Genomic DNA, 23,565 nt, shown 5'->3' with positions numbered 1-23,565 from the left:
GTGGTTAATGCAGGAGGTTGTTGAGTTGTTCCAGATAGGAGTCAGCGCCGGGGCGCTCGGTAAAGTGGTAGGCCTCGGCCAGTGACAGGACGCCGAGAAAGTCCCCGCTCTCGGGGTCGTGGACGGCCACGGCAAAGCGCCGCACGCCGTTGTCATTGTAGGGCAGGTCGGCGGCGGTGTTCTCACGGCGAGCCGCTTCGATCAGCGCCGTAACCTTCTTCAGGGAGAGAACTTCGCTTTCGCCGTTTTTGACAAAGAGCTGCATGGAGCCGGGCTCGGGTGCTTTTTGATAAAAGGCGTAGCCGAGCCGGGCAACGGCCTCGATCTGCTCGCCCCAGTGTCGGATGAAGCCGGGGCGCGCCTTCACGCAAAGTTCGCTCTCCGGGTTTTTCTGCAAGATGAGACGCATGCCCTCGGCGTCAGGCTCGTACCACTCGATGGTGCACCCAGTGGATGCGCAGAGCTCAGCCATGCGGGGCTCGAGGCGATGGCGCAGGAGCGTCCGGGCATCGGCAGCAGGCTGCAGGCTCCACAGGGGCTCGTAGGTTTTCTGGGCGGTCTTGCGTATCATACCGACCGTTTCCAATGCGCCGAGCAGCCGAAAGACCGAGGCCTTGGGCAGCTTCAGGCTGCTGGCCAGAGCTTCCAGAGACTGCGGGGCAGACTGAGCCAGCGCGGCCAGGATGCCCAGGCCGCGATTGAGGGCCGGTGCCGCCGTCTCGGCTTCACAGAAACTGAGGGGAGTGATTGGTTTCATATTTAGAATATATATTAAATATGAATTATTGCCCCCGCGCAAGCCTGTTCTCGGGGCTTTTGAACGTGTACCAATTTTCAGCAATGGATTTAACTTGGAGCACTCGGGCTGCTGCGCATGCTTTTACCGATAAGAGCGCCTGATCGTGGTACATGGTACGCGGTGCGGGCGAAAGCACCCCTTACTTTTAAACTGAGATGAAGAACGAACTGAACGGATTGACGGTCGATCGCGTGGAGATCGCAAACGGCGGCATCGAGCTGCGCCTGTGCCCGGCACAGATGGCTGACCAGCGGGTCGAGCGCAGAAAGGAAATTCCTGACCAGCCCGAGTACCGCAAGTTCAAGCCCATGACGCACTCGCCGGACAGCATGGTGCACATCAAGCTGGCCGAAGATCCGATGACGATTCCCTTCTCCTCGGGCTCGACCATGCAGGACAGCCGCACCGAGAAGGAGCTGCGCCCGGTCGAGGAAGCTTTGCCCGAGGGCAGCGTGCCCGGTACGCTGATGACGACGCTGGTTAATGCCGAGCACGGTCTGAAGGTCCGGCAGTTTTTGGAGCCGACCGCCGTCGAGGGAACATTGCGCTCATGGACGACGGTCACAAACGAAGGTGCCGAGCCGGTCACGCTGGAAAACTTGAGCAGCTTTGTCCTATCTGGTATGACTCCCTTCGCCGCCGACGATGGCTCGGGCCGTCTGAAGGTGCACCGTTTCCGGACCTGGTGGAGTAACGAGGGGCGCCACGAGTGCCGCTCGATTGAGGAGCTGCAGCTCATCCGCAGCTGGCAGGGCTTTAACCCCTGCTCGGAGCGCTTTGGCCAAATCGGGACCATGCCCGTGCGGCAGTTTTTCCCCTTTGTCGCGATCGAAGACACCGAGGCGGGCGTATTCTGGGGCGCGCAGCTGGCCTGGGCAGGCTCCTGGCAGATGGAGGTCACCCGCCGCGCCGACTCGCTTTCGATTTCCGGTGGTCTGGCTGATTTTGAGTTCGGGCACTGGCGCAAGGTTCTCCAGCCCGGCGAGTCGCTGACCACGCCGGTGGCGCACCTGGCCTGCGTGAAGGGGACGCTCGAAGACCTGACGCACAAGCTTGTCGCCGTTCAGGAAAGTCGCCTGACAAACCTGCCCGCCTCCGAAGAAGAGCTGCCGGTGATGTTCAACGAGTGGTGCACGAACTGGGGATCGCCCAGTCACGACAAGACACTCGCTCTGGCTCGCCGCCTGCAGGGCACCGGTATCAAGTACATCGTCATCGACGATGGCTGGGCCAAGCGCCCGCCCGAGGCCACCATGCAGTCCAACGGGGACTGGATCGTGGATGCGGAGAAGTTCCCGCACGGGATGAAGGCCACCTGCGACGAGCTGCGCAAGATGGGCTACGTGCCCGGCGTGTGGTTCGAGTTCGAGGTCTGCAACCCCGGCTCGAAGGCCTTTGAGCAAACCGATCACCATGTGAAGCGCGATGGCCGCCCCTACCGCTCCGGTTCGCGTCACTTCTGGGACTTGAATGATCCGTGGGTCGAGGCCTACCTCGACGAGAAGCTGATGGATTTTCTGGCCGATAACGGCATCGGCTACTTGAAGGTGGATTATAATGACCACCTGGGCGTCGGCATCGACCACCCGGACTCACTGGGTGAGGGCTTGCGCCGCCACGTCGAGGGTATCCACCGCACGTTCCGCCGCCTGCGCGAAAAGGTCGGCGATCTGGTGATCGAGAACTGCTCCTCAGGCGGTCACCGGTTGGAGCCTTCGATGATTGGCCTGACCTCCATGAGCTCGTTCTCCGACGCGCACGAGTGCTGGAATATTCCGATCATCGCCCGGCAGCTTCACTACCTGATGCCGCCGCGCCAGTCCCAGATTTGGGCGGTGCTCTACCCGGACGACTCCACCGAGCGCTTCATGTATTCGCTCACCGCTACGCTCTATGGGCGCATGTGCCTCTCTGGGCCGGTGCACGATCTCACCGACAATCAAGTCGAGACCGTGAAGGCTGCGACCGCCTTTTATAAAGAAGCGGCCCCGCTCATCCGCGAGGGCTTCACGCGCTTCCTCGGCGAAACGCCGCAGAACTGGCCGCACCCCGAGGGGTGGTCCGGTATCTGGCGTGAGAACGCTTCCGCTGATCGCGCACTGGTCGTCGTCCACACCTACGACGGCCTGCCGGACGAGGCGCTGGAGATCGATCTGCCTGCCGACGGCACATGGAAGATCGAGTCCTCCCTCTGGGACGGCACCACCGCCGAGCCGACCATCAACGGCAACCGCCTGACCCTGCCCGCCGGCAAACCCTTTCGCGGCTTTGCTTTCCTGCTGGCGCGGCAGTAGTGGGGAGTTTTTTTGTTGGTGGGGCTGCGCGCCCCACTCCTGCGGCAGGCGAAGCCTGCACTTTCGATGCTGCGCATCGTGTCGGCGATTAGTGAAAACAGATTTTCTGTTTTCACTAATCGCCGAGCAGAACATCAAAACTGGGTACTACCATTTTCAAACCTGTCCGTAGCCAGGGTAGCGACTGCAAGGAGCGTAGGGGCGGAGCCCCTTAATCGGATCAAACGCCGAGCGTTTGCTGCGGGAGTGGGGGTGCATAGCCACCACATGAAAATAGTCGCTGTCTCTTACAGGCTGTTGTTGTGGGAGCGGACGATGAGTGGGAGCATCTGGCCGCGCCGGAAGAGCGTGACCTGGCCGCTGCTGGCCGAGACGACGAGGGCGATGCAGTCGGCGGCGACGGAGATGGCGTTGGCGGCAGCGTGGCGCGTGCCTAGCCCGCTGGGCATTTCCGAGGGAAAGTCCGGCGCGTGGATCATGCTGCCGGCGGCTTCGAGCACGCCGTCCCCGTTGATGAGGAAGGCCCCGTCGATAAAGGAAAATTCCTTCACGGTCTCGTCCATGAAGGGGTTGAGAATATTGCGCTCCTCGCGCTCGTAGCCCTGGAAGGGATTCAGCACGAGCTGCTTGGTGTAGGGCTTGAGCTTCTCGGCTTCGCCCAGCACGAAGAGGGTGCCGATGGGTTTGCCCTCGCGGCCCTCGATGGAAAGTTCTGTTGCGATGCCGAGCACGCGCTCCAGCACCTCGGGCTTGACCGAGGCCGGGAGCATATCGCTCTGGCGGGTGAAGACCGACTGGAACTCCCGCTCCACATCGACCACCACGAGGGTGTCAAACTGGTTGCTCTGCGGGATGCCGCCCACGCAGCAGAGGCGCTCGTTGCTCTTGATCAGCCCGCGAGTGAGGCCGATGAGCATGGCGCTGCGCAGCTGGGAGAGGCGGTTGTACCCGAAGGAGCGCACCGGGATGATGGCGTTAAAGGCGCGCTTGGCCTGGGTGACTTCGGAGGCCGACTGGGTGACGAGCAGGGTCTTGAAGTCGCCGAAATCGTCGGCGGCGTCCACGCCCCCGGCAAAGGTGTCCCCAAAGACCATGACGGCGGAGCACTTCGCACCGGTCGCGATCTTGACGGCTTCGCGCAGGATGAGGCGGTTAAACTTGTTGTCCTTGGTGCGCTTCTGGTCGCGGGGTGCCCCAAAGGCATCGGCCACGTTCTTGCGGAGGCTCTCGACATTCGGAGAGGCGATAAGCCGGTCGATGATGGAGGGCTCCTGAAAGGTTCGCGCGAGGGAGGCGAGCACGTTCAGGTAGGACTTTTCGCGCTCGGATGCCAGCAGCAGAAAGACCAGGCGCAGCTCCTTGTACTCACCGTGGCCATCGAACTCCAGTCCGTCCGGGCAGCGGCCGATGGCAAACATGTACGGGCGCTTCATCGGGATGCGCACGTGGGGCAGGGCGATCCCGCTGCCCAGGTAGGTCGTCATCGTTTTCTCGCGCTCGAGCAGATCGTCCAGCAGCTCCTTGCGGTCAAGCTTATCGCCGCGTGTGTCGCAGACCTCGAGAAGTTCTTTCAGCGCGCCTTCCAGGTCGCGGCTGACGATGTCGATGATCCGGTTTTTTGCGATGTAGCGGTCGAGGCGCATGGAGAATATCAGGGCTGGACGATGAAGACGAAAGACGCGGAGGTGAGAGGGGCGTCAGGAAACCGGAACAGGAGCCGGTATGGATAGGGCTGCATTTGCCCTTGCGGGCGGAAAGTCTGTTGCGTGCGTCCCCGGGTCTTCTGCATCCGTCAGCCTAGCGCTCCCACTTGAGGCCGCCTTTTTTCATCTCGTAGGCGAAGCCCACAGCCAGGATGAACAGGAAGAAGAGCACCGGCAGCAGAATCGGGATCTGTCCGACGATGAACTCCCGGTACACCAGGACCCACGGTACGAGGAAGACGACTTCGATATCAAAAAGGATGAAGAGCATCGCCACGACGTAGAACTTCAGCCCGAAGCGCGGGTGTTTCTTGCCGAGGGAGGGGAGACCGCATTCGTAAGCCTTGTCCTTGATGTAGTTGCCGCGTGAACGCTGACCGAAAATATGGCTGGCCACCAGGATGCCCGCAGCCAGGACGACTGCGAAGATGATCTGGATCAGCACGGGAACGAAGGCTTCGACGCTCATGCAGGCAATCCAAACCAACACCCCCGCTTTGGCAAGTAACTTTGTTGTCAAAAGCCCGTATTTATGCGTTCCGGATGGACTTTTGCGGTGTCATGGATTCACTGTTAAGCTGAACTCTGAAACGTTAACCCGTACTCCTATGACCAAAACCATTCTTCTGGCCCTCTCTCTTCTGCTCCCGCTGGGCTATGCCCATGCCGAAAACGACAGCCCCAAACCCGAAAAAGGAAAAGGAGGTATGGTCGTTGAGCTGCAAAATGCCTCCGATGAGGATCTGGTCACTGCCTATGGTAGCGACCGTGCCTTCCAGATCCGCGCCATCGTGGACGAAATGAAAGAACACCAGGAAGCCCTCATGAAGCTGCGTAAGCAACTGCGCGAAACCACCGGCGGCAAGAGTCTCGACAAGGCTGCCAAGGGTAAGAAAGGCAAGCCCGAGAGCGACGACGACGCCAAGGGTAAGGGTAAAAATAAGGACAAGGACAAAGATAAGGGCAAAGGCAAAAACAAGGATAAAGACTACGATGACGACGGTGATGCCTAAGCATCACTCGACTCCGTATATCTTCTAGCCTCTACTCGGTAGAGACTAACCTTCCCAAAAGAGCGCCAGCCAGACGGTGGGGCGCTCTTTTTGCGTCCATTCGACCCGGTGGCGGCGGTGGGCGGGGATGAGCAGGGAGTCGCCGGGGTGGAGTTCCCGTGTCGTGGGCTCATCCTCGAAGCGTAGCCCGGCCGCTCCCTCCAGCAGCAGGACCCACTCGTGCTCCTCCTGGTCGTACCAGAAGTCCGGATGCGAGGCCTGCCCGTGGGAGACGATTCGCTCCAGCCGAAAGCTTCCCTGGCTGCGCAGGAGAATGTCCGTCACCTCATCGGGGAGGGCATCCGGCAGGTTTTTCAGGAGGTTTGCGTCAGCGTCCATGGGTGGAGGGCGTTTCTCAATTTCTCGATAGGGGCTTATGCGCTTGCGCTGAGCGAGGCGACGGTAAAGCTGGAGTTGAGCTACATAAACAAAATAACTCTTGTCGCCCGCTCGGTTGGACTTTGGCCCCTTTTCCGTGTTCTCAGCTCGGAAATTCTCAAAATTGCCTCACCTCGAAGCCCAAAAAAGGGTCTCAAAACCAGCCTTCGCGGGCTCGTTCCGTATTTTGTCCATGCAGCTTAATCTAAATTTCTCTCTTTACACATCAAAACATCAAGATACGTTGATGCGTATATGAATAAGCCCGGTCGCGCCATCTCCGATATGCTCTCTGCGGGAGAGCCCGTTTTCTCTGTAGAATTTTACCCCCCCAAGACCGAGGAGGGGGCGCGCCAGATGCTGCGCACGGCCAAGGCCCTGTCGGCCTATCAGCCGGACTTCGTCTCCATCACCTATGGGGCGGGTGGCTCGACGCGCGAGCGCACACTGGAGTATGGCGAGCTCATGCGCGATCTGTTTCACTTTGAGGTGATGCCGCACCTGACCTGCGTGGGGCACAGCCGCGATGAGCTGGCCGCGATCTTGGAGCGCTTCCAGCAGGCGGGCTTCCGGAATATCATGACGCTGCGCGGTGACCCGCCCAAGGGGCAGACGGACTTCCAGCCGCACCCCGACGGCCTGCGCTACGCCTCCGAGCTGGTGCGCTTTATCCGCGAGCGCTTCCCGCACTTCTGCCTCGGCGTGGCGGGCTACCCGGAGAAGCACCCCGAGTCCCCGAGTCTGGAGTCGGACCTCGATCACCTCCAGCACAAGGCGGCGCAGGGGGCGGATTTCATTACCACGCAGCTCTTTTTTGACAACGCCGACTACTTCGCCTTTGTGGAAAAATGCCGCGCCCGTGGCATCCACCAGCCCATCGTGCCCGGTATCCTGCCAGCCCTTTCGCTGGACCAGGTGAAGAAGTTCTGCGGCTTCTGCCAGGCCAAGCTCCCAGAGGGACTGATGTCCAAACTGGAAGCGGCTCAGGGCGATGAGGAGGCCGAGCGCCAGGCCGGGGTCGAGTGGGCGCACATGCAGGTCAAACACCTGCTTGAGGCCGGGGCACCCGGCGTGCACCTCTACATCCTCAACCGTTCCGACTCCGCGATCGATCTCGTGCAGGCGCTGCACGCGGACGGCGTGATCAAGCGTTAGCCGGGGTTGCACCCGGTGGTATTGAGCGGCTCTGTCCCTACGCCATGGCCCACAGCCAGACGCCGATGTGCAGGAGCACGCAGGTGACGAGTGCGGCGGCGACGTCATCGGCCATCACGCCGTAGCCGCCGGGGAGGTCCTGCAGCTTGGAGATGCCGAAAGGCTTGGCGATGTCGAAGAGCCGGAACAGCGCGAAGGCAGCCAGCATGAGCGTCCATGCCCAGCCACCGAGTGCGACCACGGCACCTTGCAGGCCGATAAAGCAGATCGGCATGACGGCAAATTCGTCGAGGATCACTTCGCCCGGATCGCGCTTGTAGAGGCGTTTCTCGGCCTCTCCGCAGATGCCGGTGGCGAAGTAGAGCGAGAGCAACAGCAGCAGCAGATACCCGAAGGGGCTGGCGAAGTGGAAACAGGCGGTGTACCAGATGATGCCTGCTGCCGAGCCGACCGTGCCGGGGGCTTTGAACTTCGTGCCCAGCGGCCCGAGCGTCGCAATATTGACCACCACGGGGGTGGGCAGGGCGCGGGTCCAGGGGAAGTAGTCTTTCCAGGCGCTCGGGTTCATGCCTTGTTGCCAGTGGCGCTGTCTCCCTGGAAGAGGGACCAGTACTTGATCATGTAGACACTGCCCGACTGTACCGTGAGAATGGCTGCCAGAATAAAGGCGACCAGTCCGGTCCAGTAGAAGAAGGCGTAGATGCCTGTGCCGGCGTTGAAATCAAAAGCAAGCGAGCGGGCGGCCAGCAGGACGGCTGCGGCGACGATCTGAACCACGGTCTTGATCTTGCCGCCTTTTTCAGCGGCCAGCACCTTGCCCTGTGAGGCAGCGACCAGTCGCAGCCCGGTGATGAGAAATTCGCGCATGATGATCAGCAGCAACAGGAAAATGCACCACCACGGCAGAAAGCCCTCCAGGGCGACCAGGGTGACGAAGATACCGACCATCAGCACTTTGTCGGCCAGGGCATCCATCAGCTTGCCAAAGTCGGAGATCTGCCCGGTCTTGCGGGCGAGGTAGCCATCCGCCCAATCCGTCAGGGCGGCTATGATAAACAGCAGGAACGCCAGCACCACCGCACCCCGAAAGGGGGCGTAAAGCAGGGCCACGATCACGAACAGGAAGGCGATCCGCGACAGGGTCAGCAAGTTAGGCAGATTCATCGAAGGGCGATCAGCTTTTAGATTCGTTTGGCCCTTGGCGAGAATTTTCCGCCCCATCGCTGTGGCGGCGGTTTTGCAGAGTCTGAAATAGGACGGTTTGTGCGCAGGATTGTGTGCCTTACGAATCCCTGTTCCCGGAGAAAGCTTGCCAAGGCGTGCCTGTCGGGGTTAGCAGCATAGGCCCATGCGACGAGCGCTCTACGCTGGAACTTTTGACCCGGTCACCAATGGCCACCTGGATGTCCTGCGGCGTGCCTGCGACCTTTTTGACGAGGTCATCATGGCTGCTGCCCCTAATCAGGATAAAAAGCCGCTGCTCTCGGTTGAGGTGCGGGCTAAACTCATTGAGGAAAATCTTGCCGAGTTTCCCAATGCCCGTGCCGAGATTCTCAGCGGGCTGACGGTCGATTTCGCCCGTAAAATGGGGGCCCAGACGATTATACGCGGCCTGCGGGCTATCTCGGACTTTGAGTTCGAGTTCCAGCTGGCGCAGATGAATCGCGACCTCGCGCCGGAGGTTGAGACGATCTTCCTCATGCCGAAGAAGGAGCATTTTTACACGTCTTCGAGCCTGGTTAAGGCCATCGCGACCTACGATCCGGTGCGGACGACAAAATTTGTTCCGCCAAACTCACTCGCGGCCTTGAAAGAAGCTCTCGGTAGCTAACACTAAGCGCATGCCGCAATCCCCGCATAAACGGCGCGCCCTTGGCGTGGTCTTCTTCGTTTTGTTCATCGACCTGATGGGCTTCTCCATCATCTTCCCGCTCTACCCGGCGATGTTGGATCACTACCTGGGACCGGACGGGGGCGGCTGGCTGGGGGAAACCTTTTCCAGCCCGGACAAACGCTTTCTGGTGACGGTGCTTTTTGGCGGCATCCTTGGCTCGCTCTACTCGATCCTGCAGTTTGCCTTCTCTCCGATCTGGGGGCGTCTCTCAGACCGTATCGGTCGCCGTCAGGTGCTGCTGTTGACGCAGGCCGCCACGGCCCTGAGCTACCTCGGGTGGGTCTTTTCCGGGCAGTTGTGGATGCTGCTGGCTACGCGCGTGCTGGCCGGGATCATGAGCGGTAATATCGCGGTGGCTACGGCTGCCGTCTCGGACGTGACGGGCCGCGAAAACCGTTCACGCGGCATGGCGATCGTGGGCGTGGCCTTTGCGCTGGGCTTCCTGCTCGGGCCGGCCATCGGCGGTATCAGTGCCCAGTGGAATCTGCTCGAAGCGTTCCCCGGCCTGGCGGCCTGGGGCGTCAACCCCTTCTCCGTCCCTGCCGCGGTGGCGATGGTGCTGGCCGCCGCGAATCTGGCCTTCATCCAGTGGGGCTTTAAGGAAACGCTGAGTGAGGCGGATCGTGAAGCTGCCCGCCAGCGCAAGGATAAGGCCGATAACCGTCTGCTGGCGCTCTTCCGGGTCCCGTCAGGGGACATCCGCCGGGCCTGCAGTACGAACTTCTGGTACACGCTCTCGTTTAGCGGCATGGAGTTCATGCTGGCATTTTATGCGGTGGAATACTTTGCCTATTCGGCCAAGGACATCGGGCTGATGTTCCTCTTTATCGGGTTCATGCTGATTTTGGTGCAGGGTGGCTTTGTGCGCCGTATGGCGCCGCGCATGGGTGAAAAGAAGCTCACCCTGGCGGGCATCGTTTTCATGATGCTCTCGTTTATCCTCATTGCGGCCATCATTCGCCAGAGCTCGTTCTTCGTTGCGCTCGGGTTTATGTCGATCGGCTCCGGGCTGGTCTTCCCCTGTCTGGTGGCGCTGGTCTCGCTCCATGCCGATAGTGCCGAGCAGGGCCGTTATCTGGGGCTGTTCCGTAGTGCCGGATCGCTCGCCCGCGCCTTTGGGCCGATCCTTGCCGCGCTCCTGTACTATGCCCTCGGGGCGAGTGTGACGTACGCAGTAGGTGCGGCGGTCCTGCTGCTACCACTCATGGTTCTCTCCCGCCTGCGCCAGCCAGACTCAGCCCCCAAGAGCTGAGTCCCGGATCCATGAGCGGGGCAAGTCCTGCCCCCGTGATGATGGCGCATCGCTATTGCTGCTCCAGCCGGAGTGCCTCCGGGTGCAACCCGGCTAGAAGAGTTTGCCGGGGCGGGGCTTGAGGGGGAACTTGCCCAGCCAGAACTGGATCAGCAGGAACCCGAAGATCATCCCGCCCAGATGCGCGAAGTGCGCCACGCCAGCCATAGTCTTGGTCAGGCCAAGAACCAGCTCGACGACGCCATAGCCCAGGACGAACCAGCGTGCCTCGACCGGAAAGGCGATGAAGATCAGCTTCTGGCGCGGGAACATCATCCCAAAGGCCAGCAGCAGTCCAAAGACCCCGCCGGAGGCCCCGATCGTCGGGTAGTACTTGCCGTAGGAGACGACCATCTGGGCCAGCGCCGCCCCAAAGACGCACGCAAAGTAGTAGAAGGTAAAGCGCTTCCAGCCCCAGACCCGCTCAATCACCGAGCCGAACATCCAGAAGGCGAACATGTTGAAAATCAGGTGCTCCCATCCCCCGTGCAGAAAACTGTAAGTGATGACCTGCCACGGTGCGAACGGGCATATGTAGGCGGGATGCGTCGTGAAAATCCATGGGTTGCTGACCGGCCAGAGGGCGAAGTACTCCATCAGGAAGCGCTTGGCCGGAGTGAATTGCTGGACCAGGAAAACAGCGATATTGGCGACCAGCAGGATCTTTACTACCGGCGGGAAGCTGGAAGCCTTGGATGAGCGGGTCTCGTGTGGGTCAGTCGGATTCGTCATGGATGAGCGGTCTGGATCACAAGGCTGTTAAGCTAAGACGCTCCGCTCTCGCTGTTGGGCTTACCCGCGCAGTGGGGTTTCAAGCCTCTTCGTTGATGGCGTATTGCGTCTTTGGCTGTCCAGCCTGAGTGGCTGAGGGGACGCAAAAGTTTCCGGACCGGGATTTCGCCCGGTCTGGAATCACACGCAAAGCCAGTCGCTCAGCGCGCGTTTGCCTTCCCCATTCCACACTTTCGTACCGGGATAGGCCGAAAGGGCAAACACAATGGTGCAAATTGTAACGGCCAGGCTGCCAATCGCTGTTTTTATACGGGCCGTTGGGGGTTGCTCTGCCGGTTCGGCTCCGCTCCCGTCTCAGTAGTGGGGTGGCTTTTCCTGGGCGGGCATACTGGAGCCGTCGAGCCCGTCGTCTACCCGGCCTTTGAGTTTCGACAGTTCACGTGTCAGCAGCGTGATCCGTTCCGCCTGCTTGAGCATTTCACGGTCCTGCTGCTCCAGATGGCGTTCCAGGTAGGCGATGCGCGCTTCCAGCTCATTAAAACGTTCCTCGTGGTCGGTGGGCATGGCAGGAAAGTTGGCAGAGTGCTCGCCCGCTGGCAATCCCATGTCGAGGTGTGACAAAAATGCCCTGATGCGGGAGGGTGGCGTGACGAGCAATTAAACGAGTGGGACTTTTTGTCTCTTTTTCGGGATCGGTGTATTTTATGTAAGTATCTGTATAACAATTATATAAGAGTTTTATGGTAAGTGGCATCGACTATGCAATAGAGAGCGTCCAACAACTTTAACCTGAAAAGGAGGAAAAACATCATGAACTTCATTACCCGATACAATCCGTTTAACGAAGCCTTCCGTGAATTCGATCGCCTGTTTGACCTGGCTCTGCCGCGTGGCGGGGTTTGGGGACGCGCCCTTGAAAGCGGGCCCTTCAGCAATGCTCCGGCGACCGACTTCTATGAAGACGCCGACCACTACTACGTGAAGGCCGAGCTGCCTGGCGTGAAAAAGGCCGACGTCCGGCTAGAATACGATCGTGGCACGCTGACCCTCTCCGCCACCCGTACCCACAAGCAGGGCGAGGATGAGCAGAGCTTCAGCTTTAATCGCACGGTTCGCGTCCCCGATGGGGTCGATGCCCAGGGCATCCAGGCTGGATTCGAGGACGGTATCCTGACCGTCACTCTCCCCAAGGCCGAGCAGGCCAAGCCGCGCCAGATCGACGTGAGCTAAGCACACCGGTGTGGGTAGGCTCTTCGGAGCGCCCGCCCGTTTTGACTAAAATTTCAAACCTAACCAACCATACTGAAAAGGAGACACTTACCATGAAATGCGAAGTTGAAAAACGTGACGAACAGACCTCCGTGCAGCATGCCCAGCCCCAGAGCTGGCGTAAGCCCTGGTTTACCACTTCGGAGTCCGAAGATGGCTATCTGGTCGAGGTCTATGTGCCCGGCGTGAACAAAAGCGGCGTCGAAATCGGTTTCGAAGACGACACGCTCGACATCACGGCCCGTCGCGCTGACGCCAAGACCCCCGAGGGCTGGAAGGCTCTGCGCCGGGAGATCCCGCACGAGGACTACCGCCTGCGTCTGCACCTGAATGTGCCGGTGGACGGCGCCAGGATTCAGGCTCGCGTCGAGGACGGCGTGCTCACCCTTGAGCTCCCCAAGGCCGAGGAAGCGAAGCCGCGCCAGATCAGCGTGAAATAAGCGACCACGGTTTTTCCAGGCTCTGTGAGTTTTGAGTTTAGGCAGTGCGAATGGAATAAATCAGGAGTGTGCGGTTCTTACTTTAGTAGCAGACAATCCTAGCAGTAAGTAAGTAACAGCACATCAGCGGCCGGCCCCCTTCCATGGGGGCCGGTTCTTTTTTGCGGGGTATGCCCTGCACCCGTGATCCATTGAATTACCTCGGCATTTTCAGGAGAAAAATGCCAAGGAGGCGTTTCTATCATCAACGGACCCACGTACTAAATGGTGCGCTCGTTTTATGCGTTGCTCAGCGATTGGTGAAAACAGCTAAGCTGTTTTCACCAATCGCTGACACGATGCGCAGCATCGAAAGTGCAGCCTCTGGCTGCTACGGGTCAGGGCGGTATAAGCCCAGAAAAACATTTAGCCCACACACATCCAGGCTTGTCGCGGGGGCGGCGGTGGTTTGCGCTGGGTGTTTTATGGCGGCGACACATTTACCGATCGAGGCTCTACGGGCTGACCTGGCCCAGACACTGCGCACCGGCAACCGGGCGGTGCTCAGCGCGCCCACTGGCTCGGGTAAATCCACGCAGGTGCCGCAGATGCTGGTCGATGAGGGGCTGGTCCCCGCCGGAAAGGAAGTCATCGTCATGCAGCCCCGGCGTCTGGCCGCGCGGATGCTTGCCCGACGGGTGGCTGAGGAGCGCGGCGTACCGCTCGGAGGTGAGGTGGGCTTCCACATTCGCTTCGACCGGGTGTTTGGCGCGGATACGCGGATCAAGTTCGTGACCGAGGGCATTCTGCTGCGCATGATGCTCGCCGACCCAGACCTGAAGGGCGTGGGCGCGATTGTTTTTGACGAATTTCACGAGCGCCACCTGCACGGGGATTTGGGGATTGCGCTGGTGCGGCGCTTGCAGGAGTCCCGTCCGGACCTGCTCATGGTCGTGATGTCCGCCACGCTGGAGACGCAGCAGCTCTCAGCCTACCTGGGTGACTGCCCGATCCTCAAGGCCGAGGGGCGGATGTTCCCCATCGAGGTCAAATACGCCGGGGGCGGGGGAGAGGCTGCCGTCTGGGAGCAGGCTGCCCGCCAGGCTTCCCGCCTGGCCGAGGAGCTGCCCGAGGGCGACTTCTTGATCTTCATGCCGGGGGCCTACGAAATCCGGCGCACGGTGGAGGAGCTTCAGGCTACGCGTGCCCTGCGTGACTTTATCGTGCTGCCGCTTTATGGCGAGCTGCCGCCTGCCGAGCAGGATGCGGCCGTGGCCCGCTATGATCGGCGCAAGATCGTGGTCGCTACCAATGTGGCCGAAACCTCACTCACCATTGACGGTATCCGTGGCGTGATCGACGCCGGGCTGGCCCGCGTGGCGCGCTTTGATGCGCATCGTGGCATCAATACGCTTTTGATCGAAAAGATCAGCCAGGCTTCCGCCGAGCAGCGCGCCGGGCGCGCCGGGCGTACCGCGCCGGGGGTGTGCCTACGGCTGTGGACGCAGAAGGACCACGAGCACCGCCCGCCGCGTGAGCTGCCGGAGGTCCGCCGTGTTGATTTGGCGGAGACCGTGCTCACCCTGAAGATTGCGGGCTTCGCTGATCTGGAGGCATTCCCGTGGTTTGATGTGCCGGATGAAAAATCTCTTTCACGCGCCGTCACGCTGCTGGGCGACCTGGGTGCCCTTGACCATCAGGGGCGGCTGACGGAGATGGGGCAGCGCATGGCGTCCTTCCCGGCCCATCCGCGCTACGCGCGGCTCTTTCTGGCAGCGGGTGAGCTGGGTTGTGTCTGGCACGTAGCGGTCATCGCCGCGCTCGCGCAGGGCCGCAATCTCCTGCTGCCCATTGATAACAAGCGCCGCCGCGAGGAGCGCGAAGATCTCCTGGGCGATACTGCTTCCGACTTTTTCCACCTGTTGCGTGCCTGGGGGATGGCCCGTAAGCAGAACTACAACATGGGCTTTTGTCGCCAATGGGCCATCCACGCCGGGGCCGCCCGCGAGGCTGAGCGTGGGGCCTCCCAATTTCTGCGATTGGCCAAGGCTCAGGGGCTGAATACGTCCGAGGGGCCGTTGGATGAAGAGGCCGTGCGCCGCTGCCTGCTGCTGGCGTTCTCGGACCAGTTGGCCATGCGCCTGGACCGGGGCACGCTGCGCTGCGGGTTGGTTCATGGGCGGCGGGGCGAGCTGCGTCGCCACAGTGCGCTGCGGGATGCCCAGCTTTTTGTGGCTGCTGAGATCGACGAGATCGAAGCCCGCGGCGACGTCACGGTTTTCCTGTCTCTTGCCACCGAGGTCGAGCAGGAGTGGCTGCGCGAATACTTCCCCGACGACTTCGAGCAGATTGCCGACACTTTTTACGATCCGGACTTCAAGCGCGTGGAATCGCGCCGCCAGACGACTTTCCGTGGCCTCGTGCTGGAAAGCCGCGAAGGCGGCGACCCGGACCCCGATACCGCCGCCCGCCTGCTCTCGGCAGAAATCCACGCCGGACGCCTCCCGCTCAAAAGCTGGGATACGGGTATCGACCGCTGGATCGCACGGGTAAACTTCGCGGCCGAGCACTGCCCGGAGCTGGAGATCGAGCCGCTGGACGACGAGGGGCGCCTGATGATCCTGGAGCAGATTTGCCACGGTGCAGCCAGTGCCAAGGAGCTGCGCGATGTGCAGGTAAAGCCCTACGTGTACGACTGGCTGACGCACGAGCAGCGCGCTGCGATGGAGTCACTCGTACCCGAGACTATTGAGCTGCCGCGTCGCCGCCGGGCCGTTACGCTCCGCTATGAGGACGGGCGCGCCATTGTCTCCAGTAAGCTGCAGGACTTTTACGACGTGCCCCACAAGGAGCTGACCATCTGCGGCGGTCGCTACCCGCTGGTGGTCGAGCTGCTCGCCCCCAATGGCCGTCCCGCCCAGCTCACGACCGACTTGGACGCCTTTTGGACGACCTCCTACGAAGGCGTGAAAAAGGAACTCCGCGGCCGCTACCCCAAGCACGAGTGGCGCTGAAGGGCAAGCCCTTCACCCTGGATGCTTCGCATCCTGATGGGGCTCCGCCCGTGCGTGACCGCACAGGACAATGACGGGGCTCCGCCCCATCGCTCACTGCGTTCGCTGCCCCCTTTTTATTCCCTGTTATGTCAGTGAAATTCGTCTGAGTCGGCGATAATCACCGATGCCCATGACGCCGCTCAAGTGGTGGCATCAGTGATCCGGCTGGATCACAGGTGCAGGACTGCGTCCTGCCGTTCGCGGCCCCGCGGGTTGCACAAGTGATACCAAACGAGGTTCGTTTGAGTCGGCGACAACCGCCGCAGCCCATGCCGCCGCGTTGGCGGTGGCATCAGTGCCACCGGGTGTGACGCGGCCGATTATCTGCGCCCTGCTAGGCTACGATCTTCACAAAGGTGCGCTTACCGGCCTGGAGGATGTGCTCCTTTTCGGGTTTTTCGAGCGGAGCGAAGGCATCGGAGACCTTTTCTTCGTTCAGCTTGACCGCGCCCTGTTCGATCAGGCGGCGGACTTCCTTTTTGCTGGGAAAGAGCTGGGTGCGGTTGAGCGTTTCAAGCAGCGGCAGCTGGGGCTCGTCACCGGCGATTTCCTGCCAGGTGAAGGTCGGCATGTTGTCGGGCAGCTTGTTTTTGGAAAAGACCTGCTCGAACTGCTGGCGCTCGTGGCGACCCTCTTCCAGCGAGTGGAACATGGCCGTCAGCGAAACGGCGAGGTGCTTCTTGGCCTCCATCGGGTGCTCCTGCTTGTGGCGTGCGATGACCTCGTCATCGACCTCCAGCAGCAGCTTGTAGTAGTCCCACATGGTGTCGTCGTTGATGGACATGATCTTGCCGAACATGTCCTTGGCCGAGTCGTTGAACGAAATGTAGTTGCCCGCGCTCTTGGACATCTTTTTCGAGCCGTCGAGGCCGACCAGCAGCGGCATGGTGATGACGGTCTGCTCCGGCTGCCCGGCGTTCTTCTGGAGGGCGCGGCCCACCAGCATATTAAAGAGCTGGTCGGAGCCGCCGAGCTCGACGTCGGACTCCAGCATGACCGAGTCGTAGCCCTGGATCAGCGGGTAGAGGAACTCGACGATGGAAATCGGCGTGCGGGAGGCGTAGCGCTTGGCGAAGTCGTCGCGCTCCAGCATGCGGGCGACGGTCATCTGCCGGGTCAGGTTCAGCGCCTCGGAGAAGTCCATCTTGCGGAACCACTCGCTGTTGTAGCGGACGGTGGTCAGATTGCTGTCGAGGATCTTAAAGGCCTGGTCGAGGTAGGTCTCGGCATTCTGGGCGACTTCCTCGTCGGTCAGGACGGGGCGTGTCTCGGAGCGGCCCGAGGGGTCGCCGATCGTGGCGGTGTAGTCACCGATGAGCAGGATACACTCGTGGCCCATGGCCTGAAACTGCTTCATCTTGTTAAAGACGACCATGTGCCCAAAGGTCAGGTCGGGGCGCGTGGGGTCGACGCCGAGCTTGATCTTCAGCTTTTTGCCAGCGCGGATGCGCTCCATCATGTCCTCGTCACCGATGATGCTCTCGGCGTTTGTTTTCAGAATGTCCAGCCTGCTCATGAGAAGAAAAAGGTAAAAGTCTTTGCGGGCAGATTAAGGCTGGACCGGGGCTTCCCGACAAGGGGAAAAACGCGCCCCCCTCCGCCCATAGGCGTATCAGGCGCCCGGATTACTCAGAAAACGCGCGGTTTTCTCGGCAAATTCCCGGTCCTGCAAGCACTTCATCAGCGCCAGTAGCTCGGCCGGTGCACCCTGAAGGTGCGTGACCGCACAGGACTTTTATGGGGCTATGCTCCCTCAATACTGGACGATCTGGGCTTCGCTGCCCCGGTAGCGGATGAATTTGAGAATGGTGGCACCCAGTTTTGATGCTTTGCTCGACGATTACGTAAAAACAGAGAATCTGTTTTTACGTAATCGTCGACCCGATGCGCAGCATCGAAAGTGCAGGCTCTGCCTGCCGCGGGTTCGGGCTGCGTAAGCCCGAAGTTACATCCTTCATGTATTCGGCGCTTGGCGAGGGGATTGCCGATGGGCATGCTGGGCGGCTTATGGGGTTTGGTAATGGAAAGTGGCTGCATCCGGATGTGCCGTTTAGGCCGTCGCGAGTACCGTTCTTTTATGGATGGGTCGTAGTGGGTGCTTCGGTCATGGGTATGGTCTCCAGTATGCCGGGGCAGACGGCCGGGGTGGGGCCTTTTACCGAGGACTTGCTCTCCCACATGGAGCTGTCGCGGGTGCAGTTGAGCACGGCCTATTTTGTGGGCACGGCGCTGAGCGGGTTCATCCTGCCCCGTATCGGGAAGTTCTTTGACCGCTTTGGGGCTCGGGTCACAGGAACGCTGGTCGAGATCGCCTTTGGGCTTAGCCTTTTTTATATGGCGGCCTGCTCGGGTATCTACCACCTGCTCAAGCCGACTGACGAGCCAGCGCCCTGGCTGGCTCTGCCGCTTGTCATGCTGGGCTTTTTTATGATTCGTTTTCTGGGGCAGGGCGTGATCGCCATGACCTCGCGTGCCATGCTTGGCAAGTGGTTCAACCGCAAACGTGGGCTCGCCAGCGCGCTGGGGGGAGCCATCGGAGGGGTCTGCTTTTCAGCGGCACCGCTGGTGCTCTATTCGATCGTGATTCGCTTAGGCTGGCGCGAGGCCTGGCTGGCGATGGGGGTCGTGCTGATCTTTGGCGTTTCCGCCCTGTGCTGGCTGCTCTACCGGGACAACCCGGAGGAGTGCGGGCTGGTCATGGATGGCGAAGCCCCTCCAGCGGAGCCGAGCGGCCCGTCCGACCCGGAATTTAATGTCCACAAAGAGTTTACTGCGCCGGAGGCGATCCGGACGTACCCCTTCTGGATCTTTACCGCCGTCTTCAGCCTGATGAGCCTTTTCCTGACCGCAGTCGGCTTTCACGCGGTGGACATCGCGCGGGAGTCCGGCTGGGAGGCGACGGCTTTCTATAAGCTGTTCCTGTGGATGACGTGTATTAACATCCCGACCGGCTTTTTCATTGGCTGGCTGACCGGACGCATCCGCCTGAAGCCCCTGCTCATGGCCATGGCGGCGACGATGGCGATCTCCGGGCTGGGGCTGCTCTACCTGAACGCATCCTGGGGTGTGATTGTGTATGTGGTCGCGGGCGGCTACGCGGGTGCCAGCTTTGGGACGTTGATGGCGGTCGTCTATCCGCGCTATTTCGGGCGGGTGCACCTCGGGGCGATCAGTGGCTGGTCCATGTTCTCGTTGGTCATTGCCAGTGCGGTTGCGCCGCTGATCTGGAGCCTCTCAGAGGACTTTACGGGGACCTACTCGACCGCGACCTGGATCTTCTGTGGATGCTGCCTCGTGCTCTTTGTCGCTTCCGCCTTCGTCAACAACCCGCAGCGCAAACTTGCATCCTCATCCGTACGGTGAGGAAAAGCGGCCCGCTGTTTGCAAATGGTTCCTATTTTAAATAAGGTTCCCGGACGGCATCGGACTTGCTGTATGTGTGGTGCAACTTTCTCACCACCAGACCTTTCCCCTGTCCAATGACAGCGAAATCACGAGGTTGTGCTTGCACTATACGCAGGTGCTGCGTAGCTTGCTCCTTCACTCGTTTCTAACGTCAACACGGAAACCTATGGCTCTCTCAAAAGGCTCCCAAGCCCCTGATTTTACGTTGAATACCAAAACGGCCGATGGCCTGAAGGAAGTCACCCTCAGTGACAACTTCGGCAAGAAGAAGACCGTTCTGCTCTTTTTCCCCTTCGCCTTCACCAGTGTCTGCCAGAATGAGATGTGCAGCATCTCCTCCGGCATGGATGACTACGAAAAGCTCGAAGCCGACGTGTACGGTATCAGCGTGGACAGCCCGTTCGCCCAGGAGGGTTGGGCCAAGGCTAACAAGATCACCGTCACCCTGCTGAGTGACTTTAATAAGGAGGTCGCCTCCGGCTATGATGTCCTTTACGCCGACCTGCTCGGCCTCAAGGGCGTGGCCAAGCGCTCCGCCTTCGTCGTCGATAAGGACGGCACCATCGCCTACAGCTGGTCCAGCGAGGACCCGCACGACCTGCCTCCCTTTGACGAGGTCAAGGCCGCTCTGCAATAAGGCCGCCGGACAGTGACTGCGCCCGGGGCCGGTTTTAAAATATGACTTCAATTCTGGAAAATGACTGCACCCAAAGACCCGTTCAACGCCCGTAAGGAACTCACCGTCTCCGGCAAGAAAGCCGGGGTCTATTACGCGCTCTCGAGCCTCGAAGAGGCCGGACTGGGCGACATTAAAAAGCTCCCCGTGAGCATTCGTATCGTGCTGGAGTCGGTCCTGCGTAACTGCGGGCAGGCCGGCGTGGACGAGGAAGACGTCAAGCGCCTCGCCGCCTGGAACGCTACCAAGCCCTCCGAGAACGAAATCCCCTTCATCGTCTCCCGTATCGTCCTGCAGGACTTTACCGGGGTGCCGTTGCTGGTCGACCTCGCCGCCATGCGCGACGCTGTGGCCGACCTGAACAAGGAACCCGGCCTGATCGAGCCGCTCGTACCGGTTGACCTCGTGGTCGACCACTCCGTACAGGTGGACCGCGCCGGGACCGTTAGCGCCTTTAAGGACAACCTGAAGATCGAGTTCGAGCGCAACCGCGAGCGCTACGAGTTCCTCAAGTGGGGGCAGCAGGCCTTCGAGACCTTCTCGGTCATCCCGCCCGCCATCGGCATCATCCACCAGGTCAACCTGGAGTACCTGGCCCGCGTGGTCTTCCAGAAGGAAATCGGCGGCGAAAACATTCTTTATCCCGACACGCTCGTCGGCACCGACTCGCACACCACCATGATCAACGGTATCGGTATCGTTGGCTGGGGCGTGGGCGGTATCGAGGCCGAAGCCGGTATGCTCGGCCAGCCCATCGCTTTCCAGACTCCCGAGGTCATCGGTGTGAATCTCACCGGCGAGCTCAACGAGGGCGTCACCGCTACCGACTTGACCCTGCGCATCACCGAGATGCTCCGTAAGGAAAAGGTCGTGGGTAAGTTCGTCGAGTTCCACGGTGAAGGCGCCGCTGCGCTGACCCTGGCTGACCGCGCCACCATCGCCAACATGGCTCCCGAATACGGCGCCACGATGGGCTTCTTCCCGGTGGACGAAAAGTCGCTCGACTACCTGCGCGCCACCGGCCGCACCGAGGAGCAGATCGAGCTGGTCAAGGCTTACTACGAAGCTCAGGGCCTCTTCGGCATCCCGAAGAAGGGCGAAGTCACCTACACCAAGGTGCTCGACCTCGACCTGGCCAGCATCGTGCCGTCCGTGGCTGGCCCGCGCCGCCCGCAGGACCGCATCGACATGCCTGCGCTCAAGAATACTTTCCTCAAGCTGCTGGAAACCCCGGCGGCCGACGGTGGCTTCGGGGTCGCCCCGGAAGATTTCGATCGTCGCTCTACGGTCAAGTACGCCAAGTCCGATGCCCGTTGGCAGGACGACGGCGGCGCCCCGACCGCGACCGAAATGCTTCCCGACATCGGGCACGGCTCGGTCCTGATCGCGGCTATCACCAGCTGCACCAATACCTCGAACCCCTCCGTCATGCTGGCCGCCGGTCTGCTCGCGAAGAAGGCTGTCGAGGCCGGGCTCACCGTTGACCCGACCGTCAAGTGCAGCCTCGCTCCCGGTTCCCGCGTCGTGACCGACTACCTGGCCGAGACCGACCTGCAGCAGTACCTGGATAAGCTCGGCTTTAACCTCGTCGGCTACGGCTGCACGACCTGTATCGGTAACTCCGGCCCGCTGGAGCCCGAGATCGAGGAGGCCATCACCGAGGGCGACCTCGTGGCCGCCAGCGTGCTCTCCGGTAACCGCAACTTTGAAGCCCGCGTGCACGGCTCCATCAAGGCGAACTTCCTCATGTCGCCCCCGCTGGTGGTGGCCTTTGCGCTCGCCGGTAAGGTCAACATCAACCTCGACGAGGAGCCTCTCGGCAAGGGTAAGGATGGCCAGGACGTTTACCTCAAGGACATCTGGCCCTCACGCGATGAGATCCAGGAAAACATCCTCAAGGGCCTCAAGCCCGAGATGTTCCGCGAGAAGTACTCGACCATCAACGAAGCCAACCCCGAGTGGAACGAAATCCCGATCACCGAGGGCGACGTGTACAAGTGGGACGGCGACTCGACCTACATCCAGCTGCCGCCCTTCTTCGAGGGCTTCACGCCGGAGCCCGGCACGATCGATGCCCTGACCGACATGCGCCCGCTGGCGCTGCTGGGTGACTCCGTCACTACGGACCACATTTCCCCCGCTGGCTCCTTTAAGCCCGAGACCCCCGCCGGTAAATATCTGGTGGAGAAGGGTGTCGATCCTAAGGACTTCAATTCCTACGGCTCGCGCCGCGGTAACGACCGCATCATGACCCGCGGTACCTTCGCCAACGTGCGCATCAAGAACCGCATGGCCGACGGCAAGGAAGGCGGCTTCACCAAGCTCCAGCCCGAGGGCGAGGTCACCACGATCTTCGACGCCTGCCAGGAGTACAAAAAGCGCGAGACCCCGCTGATCGTCTTCGGTGGTGTGGACTATGGCATGGGTAGCTCCCGTGACTGGGCCGCCAAGGGTACGGCGCTGCTCGGCGTTCGCGCCGTGGTCGCCAAATCCTTTGAGCGCATCCACCGCAGCAACCTGATCGGCATGGGCGTCATGCCCCTGTGCTTCCAGGAAGGCGAAAGCATCGACACTCTCGGCCTCGACGGTACCGAAACCTTCTCCCTCCTCGGGATTGATGACGACATCAAGCCCGGCCAGGACGTTACGCTCGAAATCAAGAAAGCCGATGGCTCTACCGCGCAGGCGACCCTCAAGCTGCGCATCGACACGGCGATCGAGGTCGAGTACTACCGCCATGGCGGCATCCTTCCGTATGTTTTAAGAAACCTCCTTTAATGCCGATATAAAGGGGTTATGAAACCCCTGCTTAACCTAGGCGTTATGGCAGATAACGACACACCTGTTTTCCTCGTAGATGGATATTCCGACCCGGCCCTGTTGCGTATACAGGGGCGGGCCAGTTACCTGAACTGTGCGCCCGTCAGCGACTTCTTTAAGCATATGCTGTCGGAAGGGCGCACCCACGTGGTGGTGGACTTCGCCAGTTGTACGGCGATGGACAGTACCTTCCTCGGCATTCTGGCCGGGGCCGCGATGGACTTCCGCAAGCAAAAGCCGCCCGGCAAGCTTACACTGGTGCGCTTGAGTGAGCGAAATCTGGAGCTGGTCCGCAATCTCGGTCTGCACCGCATTCTTGAGGTCGATGCCGAGGGGCGCTCCCTGAGCTTCGATGTGGACCGTGCGCAAGCTGTCGCCACCAAGGCGCCCGGCCCGGCGCATGCCTCGGCCGAGAGTATGCTGCGCGCGCATGAGCACCTGGTTGAGGCCGACAAGGGCAACCTGAAGAAGTTTCAGGACGTGCTCGCGTACCTGCGGCTGCAGGTGGAGAAAGACAAGGAAGCTGACGAGGATTGAAAGGCAGTGCTTTTTGCCAACATTATTGACCGAGAGCCGTTCCATCATGGACGGCTCTTTTTGTAAGGGTCCCTGTATCGATCGT

General features: G+C 60.8%; 21 protein-coding genes. 12 read left to right on the top strand and 9 right to left on the bottom strand.

The features are described from left to right. Positions 1–4: 4 nt before the first annotated feature. Positions 5–757 (bottom strand): helix-turn-helix domain-containing protein, encoded by a 753-nt coding sequence (locus K0V07_RS02605; protein ID WP_220622976.1) that lies wholly within the window; start codon positions 755–757, stop codon positions 5–7. 197 nt (positions 758–954) lie between these two features. On the opposite strand from K0V07_RS02605, the gene K0V07_RS02600 reads away from it, so the two are divergent. Then, on the top strand, positions 955–3,093 hold the full coding sequence (locus tag K0V07_RS02600) for a glycoside hydrolase family 36 protein (protein WP_220622975.1): 2,139 nt from the start codon (positions 955–957) through the stop codon (positions 3,091–3,093). Positions 3,094–3,380: 287 nt separating this feature from the next. On the opposite strand, the gene K0V07_RS02595 is transcribed toward K0V07_RS02600, so the two are convergent. Both K0V07_RS02595 and K0V07_RS02590 read right to left on the bottom strand, forming a co-directional pair. Next, positions 3,381–4,736, bottom strand: a complete 1,356-nt coding sequence (locus K0V07_RS02595; protein WP_220622974.1) for a PTS sugar transporter subunit IIA — start codon at positions 4,734–4,736, stop codon at positions 3,381–3,383. A 154-nt stretch (positions 4,737–4,890) separates the two neighbouring features. Next, a complete protein-coding gene (locus tag K0V07_RS02590; RefSeq protein WP_220622973.1) occupies positions 4,891–5,265 on the bottom strand; it encodes an NADH-quinone oxidoreductase subunit A in 375 nt (124 codons plus the stop codon). Between the two features lie 139 nt (positions 5,266–5,404). Between K0V07_RS02590 and K0V07_RS02585 the strand changes: the two genes are divergently transcribed. Beyond that, positions 5,405–5,809, top strand: coding sequence for a hypothetical protein (locus K0V07_RS02585; protein ID WP_220622972.1), 405 nt, complete (start codon positions 5,405–5,407; stop codon positions 5,807–5,809). Positions 5,810–5,854: 45 nt separating this feature from the next. On the opposite strand, the gene K0V07_RS02580 is transcribed toward K0V07_RS02585, so the two are convergent. Further along, the gene (locus tag K0V07_RS02580; RefSeq protein ID WP_220622971.1) at positions 5,855–6,187 is read right to left on the bottom strand and encodes a cupin domain-containing protein; all 333 of its coding nucleotides are present in this window, start codon (positions 6,185–6,187) and stop codon (positions 5,855–5,857) included. Positions 6,188–6,481: 294 nt separating this feature from the next. Here K0V07_RS02580 and metF point away from each other — a divergent pair, with 294 nt between their 5' ends. Further along, complete coding sequence (gene metF, locus K0V07_RS02575) at positions 6,482–7,381, top strand: methylenetetrahydrofolate reductase [NAD(P)H] (RefSeq protein ID WP_255568091.1); 900 nt, start codon at positions 6,482–6,484, stop codon at positions 7,379–7,381. A 37-nt stretch (positions 7,382–7,418) separates the two neighbouring features. Here the strand turns inward: metF and K0V07_RS02570 are convergent, their stop codons facing one another. Continuing rightward, complete coding sequence (locus tag K0V07_RS02570) at positions 7,419–7,949, bottom strand: phosphatidylglycerophosphatase A (RefSeq protein WP_220622970.1); 531 nt, start codon at positions 7,947–7,949, stop codon at positions 7,419–7,421. Next, positions 7,946–8,545, bottom strand: a complete 600-nt coding sequence (pgsA, locus tag K0V07_RS02565; protein ID WP_220622969.1) for a CDP-diacylglycerol--glycerol-3-phosphate 3-phosphatidyltransferase — start codon at positions 8,543–8,545, stop codon at positions 7,946–7,948. The genes K0V07_RS02570 and pgsA overlap by 4 nt, the downstream gene beginning before the upstream one ends. Positions 8,546–8,729: 184 nt before the next feature. Between pgsA and coaD the strand changes: the two genes are divergently transcribed. Together coaD and K0V07_RS02555 are read left to right on the top strand one after the other, a co-directional pair. Beyond that, positions 8,730–9,212 carry a pantetheine-phosphate adenylyltransferase gene (coaD, locus tag K0V07_RS02560; RefSeq protein WP_220622968.1) on the top strand — a complete coding sequence of 161 codons (483 nt, stop codon included), beginning with the start codon at positions 8,730–8,732 and terminating at the stop codon, positions 9,210–9,212. 10 nt (positions 9,213–9,222) lie between these two features. Then, positions 9,223–10,527: an MFS transporter gene (locus K0V07_RS02555; RefSeq protein ID WP_220622967.1), complete on the top strand. Its 1,305-nt coding sequence runs from the start codon at positions 9,223–9,225 to the stop codon at positions 10,525–10,527. 93 nt (positions 10,528–10,620) lie between these two features. Here K0V07_RS02555 and K0V07_RS02550 read toward each other — a convergent pair whose 3' ends face one another. Then, positions 10,621–11,298, bottom strand: a complete 678-nt coding sequence (locus K0V07_RS02550; protein ID WP_220622966.1) for a rhomboid family intramembrane serine protease — start codon at positions 11,296–11,298, stop codon at positions 10,621–10,623. Between the two features lie 354 nt (positions 11,299–11,652). Beyond that, positions 11,653–11,904 (bottom strand): SlyX family protein, encoded by a 252-nt coding sequence (locus K0V07_RS02545; RefSeq protein WP_220622965.1) that lies wholly within the window; start codon positions 11,902–11,904, stop codon positions 11,653–11,655. Between the two features lie 204 nt (positions 11,905–12,108). Between K0V07_RS02545 and K0V07_RS02540 the strand changes: the two genes are divergently transcribed. The 3 genes from K0V07_RS02540 (at position 12,109) to hrpB (ending at position 16,000) form a co-directional block, all read left to right on the top strand. Continuing rightward, positions 12,109–12,528: an Hsp20/alpha crystallin family protein gene (locus tag K0V07_RS02540; protein ID WP_220622964.1), complete on the top strand. Its 420-nt coding sequence runs from the start codon at positions 12,109–12,111 to the stop codon at positions 12,526–12,528. Between the two features lie 92 nt (positions 12,529–12,620). Beyond that, positions 12,621–13,007: an Hsp20/alpha crystallin family protein gene (locus K0V07_RS02535; RefSeq protein ID WP_220622963.1), complete on the top strand. Its 387-nt coding sequence runs from the start codon at positions 12,621–12,623 to the stop codon at positions 13,005–13,007. Positions 13,008–13,471: 464 nt separating this feature from the next. Then, on the top strand, positions 13,472–16,000 hold the full coding sequence (hrpB, locus tag K0V07_RS02530) for an ATP-dependent helicase HrpB (protein ID WP_220622962.1): 2,529 nt from the start codon (positions 13,472–13,474) through the stop codon (positions 15,998–16,000). 376 nt (positions 16,001–16,376) lie between these two features. On the opposite strand, the gene tyrS is transcribed toward hrpB, so the two are convergent. Continuing rightward, complete coding sequence (tyrS, locus tag K0V07_RS02525; protein ID WP_220622961.1) at positions 16,377–17,558, bottom strand: tyrosine--tRNA ligase; 1,182 nt, start codon at positions 17,556–17,558, stop codon at positions 16,377–16,379. A 368-nt stretch (positions 17,559–17,926) separates the two neighbouring features. On the opposite strand from tyrS, the gene K0V07_RS02520 reads away from it, so the two are divergent. The 4 genes from K0V07_RS02520 to K0V07_RS02505 all read left to right on the top strand — a co-directional run bounded on the left by K0V07_RS02520 (position 17,927) and on the right by K0V07_RS02505 (position 23,480). Beyond that, positions 17,927–19,405, top strand: a complete 1,479-nt coding sequence (locus K0V07_RS02520) for an MFS transporter (RefSeq protein WP_220622960.1) — start codon at positions 17,927–17,929, stop codon at positions 19,403–19,405. A gap of 247 nt (positions 19,406–19,652) precedes the next feature. After that, on the top strand, positions 19,653–20,084 hold the full coding sequence (locus tag K0V07_RS02515; RefSeq protein WP_255568089.1) for a redoxin domain-containing protein: 432 nt from the start codon (positions 19,653–19,655) through the stop codon (positions 20,082–20,084). Positions 20,085–20,144: 60 nt separating this feature from the next. Continuing rightward, complete coding sequence (gene acnA, locus K0V07_RS02510) at positions 20,145–22,901, top strand: aconitate hydratase AcnA (RefSeq protein WP_220622958.1); 2,757 nt, start codon at positions 20,145–20,147, stop codon at positions 22,899–22,901. Positions 22,902–22,946: 45 nt separating this feature from the next. Further along, positions 22,947–23,480, top strand: a complete 534-nt coding sequence (locus tag K0V07_RS02505; protein ID WP_220622957.1) for an STAS domain-containing protein — start codon at positions 22,947–22,949, stop codon at positions 23,478–23,480. Positions 23,481–23,565: the final 85 nt, after the last annotated feature.

The organism is Ruficoccus sp. ZRK36, assembly GCF_019603315.1.
Taxonomy (GTDB): domain Bacteria; phylum Verrucomicrobiota; class Verrucomicrobiia; order Opitutales; family Cerasicoccaceae; genus Ruficoccus.
This window is presented reverse-complemented; position numbering and strand designations above follow the sequence as displayed.

Coding starts and splice junctions, on each gene's coding strand:
- K0V07_RS02605 (WP_220622976.1), bottom strand. CDS start 757: ATGAAACCAATCACTCCCCTCAGTTTCTGTGAAGCCGAGACGGCGGCA.
- K0V07_RS02600 (WP_220622975.1), top strand. CDS start 955: ATGAAGAACGAACTGAACGGATTGACGGTCGATCGCGTGGAGATCGCA.
- K0V07_RS02595 (WP_220622974.1), bottom strand. CDS start 4,736: ATGCGCCTCGACCGCTACATCGCAAAAAACCGGATCATCGACATCGTC.
- K0V07_RS02590 (WP_220622973.1), bottom strand. CDS start 5,265: ATGAGCGTCGAAGCCTTCGTTCCCGTGCTGATCCAGATCATCTTCGCA.
- K0V07_RS02585 (WP_220622972.1), top strand. CDS start 5,405: ATGACCAAAACCATTCTTCTGGCCCTCTCTCTTCTGCTCCCGCTGGGC.
- K0V07_RS02580 (WP_220622971.1), bottom strand. CDS start 6,187: ATGGACGCTGACGCAAACCTCCTGAAAAACCTGCCGGATGCCCTCCCC.
- metF (WP_255568091.1), top strand. CDS start 6,482: ATGAATAAGCCCGGTCGCGCCATCTCCGATATGCTCTCTGCGGGAGAG.
- K0V07_RS02570 (WP_220622970.1), bottom strand. CDS start 7,949: ATGAACCCGAGCGCCTGGAAAGACTACTTCCCCTGGACCCGCGCCCTG.
- pgsA (WP_220622969.1), bottom strand. CDS start 8,545: ATGAATCTGCCTAACTTGCTGACCCTGTCGCGGATCGCCTTCCTGTTC.
- coaD (WP_220622968.1), top strand. CDS start 8,730: ATGCGACGAGCGCTCTACGCTGGAACTTTTGACCCGGTCACCAATGGC.
- K0V07_RS02555 (WP_220622967.1), top strand. CDS start 9,223: ATGCCGCAATCCCCGCATAAACGGCGCGCCCTTGGCGTGGTCTTCTTC.
- K0V07_RS02550 (WP_220622966.1), bottom strand. CDS start 11,298: ATGACGAATCCGACTGACCCACACGAGACCCGCTCATCCAAGGCTTCC.
- K0V07_RS02545 (WP_220622965.1), bottom strand. CDS start 11,904: ATGGGATTGCCAGCGGGCGAGCACTCTGCCAACTTTCCTGCCATGCCC.
- K0V07_RS02540 (WP_220622964.1), top strand. CDS start 12,109: ATGAACTTCATTACCCGATACAATCCGTTTAACGAAGCCTTCCGTGAA.
- K0V07_RS02535 (WP_220622963.1), top strand. CDS start 12,621: ATGAAATGCGAAGTTGAAAAACGTGACGAACAGACCTCCGTGCAGCAT.
- hrpB (WP_220622962.1), top strand. CDS start 13,472: ATGGCGGCGACACATTTACCGATCGAGGCTCTACGGGCTGACCTGGCC.
- tyrS (WP_220622961.1), bottom strand. CDS start 17,558: ATGAGCAGGCTGGACATTCTGAAAACAAACGCCGAGAGCATCATCGGT.
- K0V07_RS02520 (WP_220622960.1), top strand. CDS start 17,927: ATGCGCAGCATCGAAAGTGCAGGCTCTGCCTGCCGCGGGTTCGGGCTG.
- acnA (WP_220622958.1), top strand. CDS start 20,145: ATGACTGCACCCAAAGACCCGTTCAACGCCCGTAAGGAACTCACCGTC.
- K0V07_RS02505 (WP_220622957.1), top strand. CDS start 22,947: ATGGCAGATAACGACACACCTGTTTTCCTCGTAGATGGATATTCCGAC.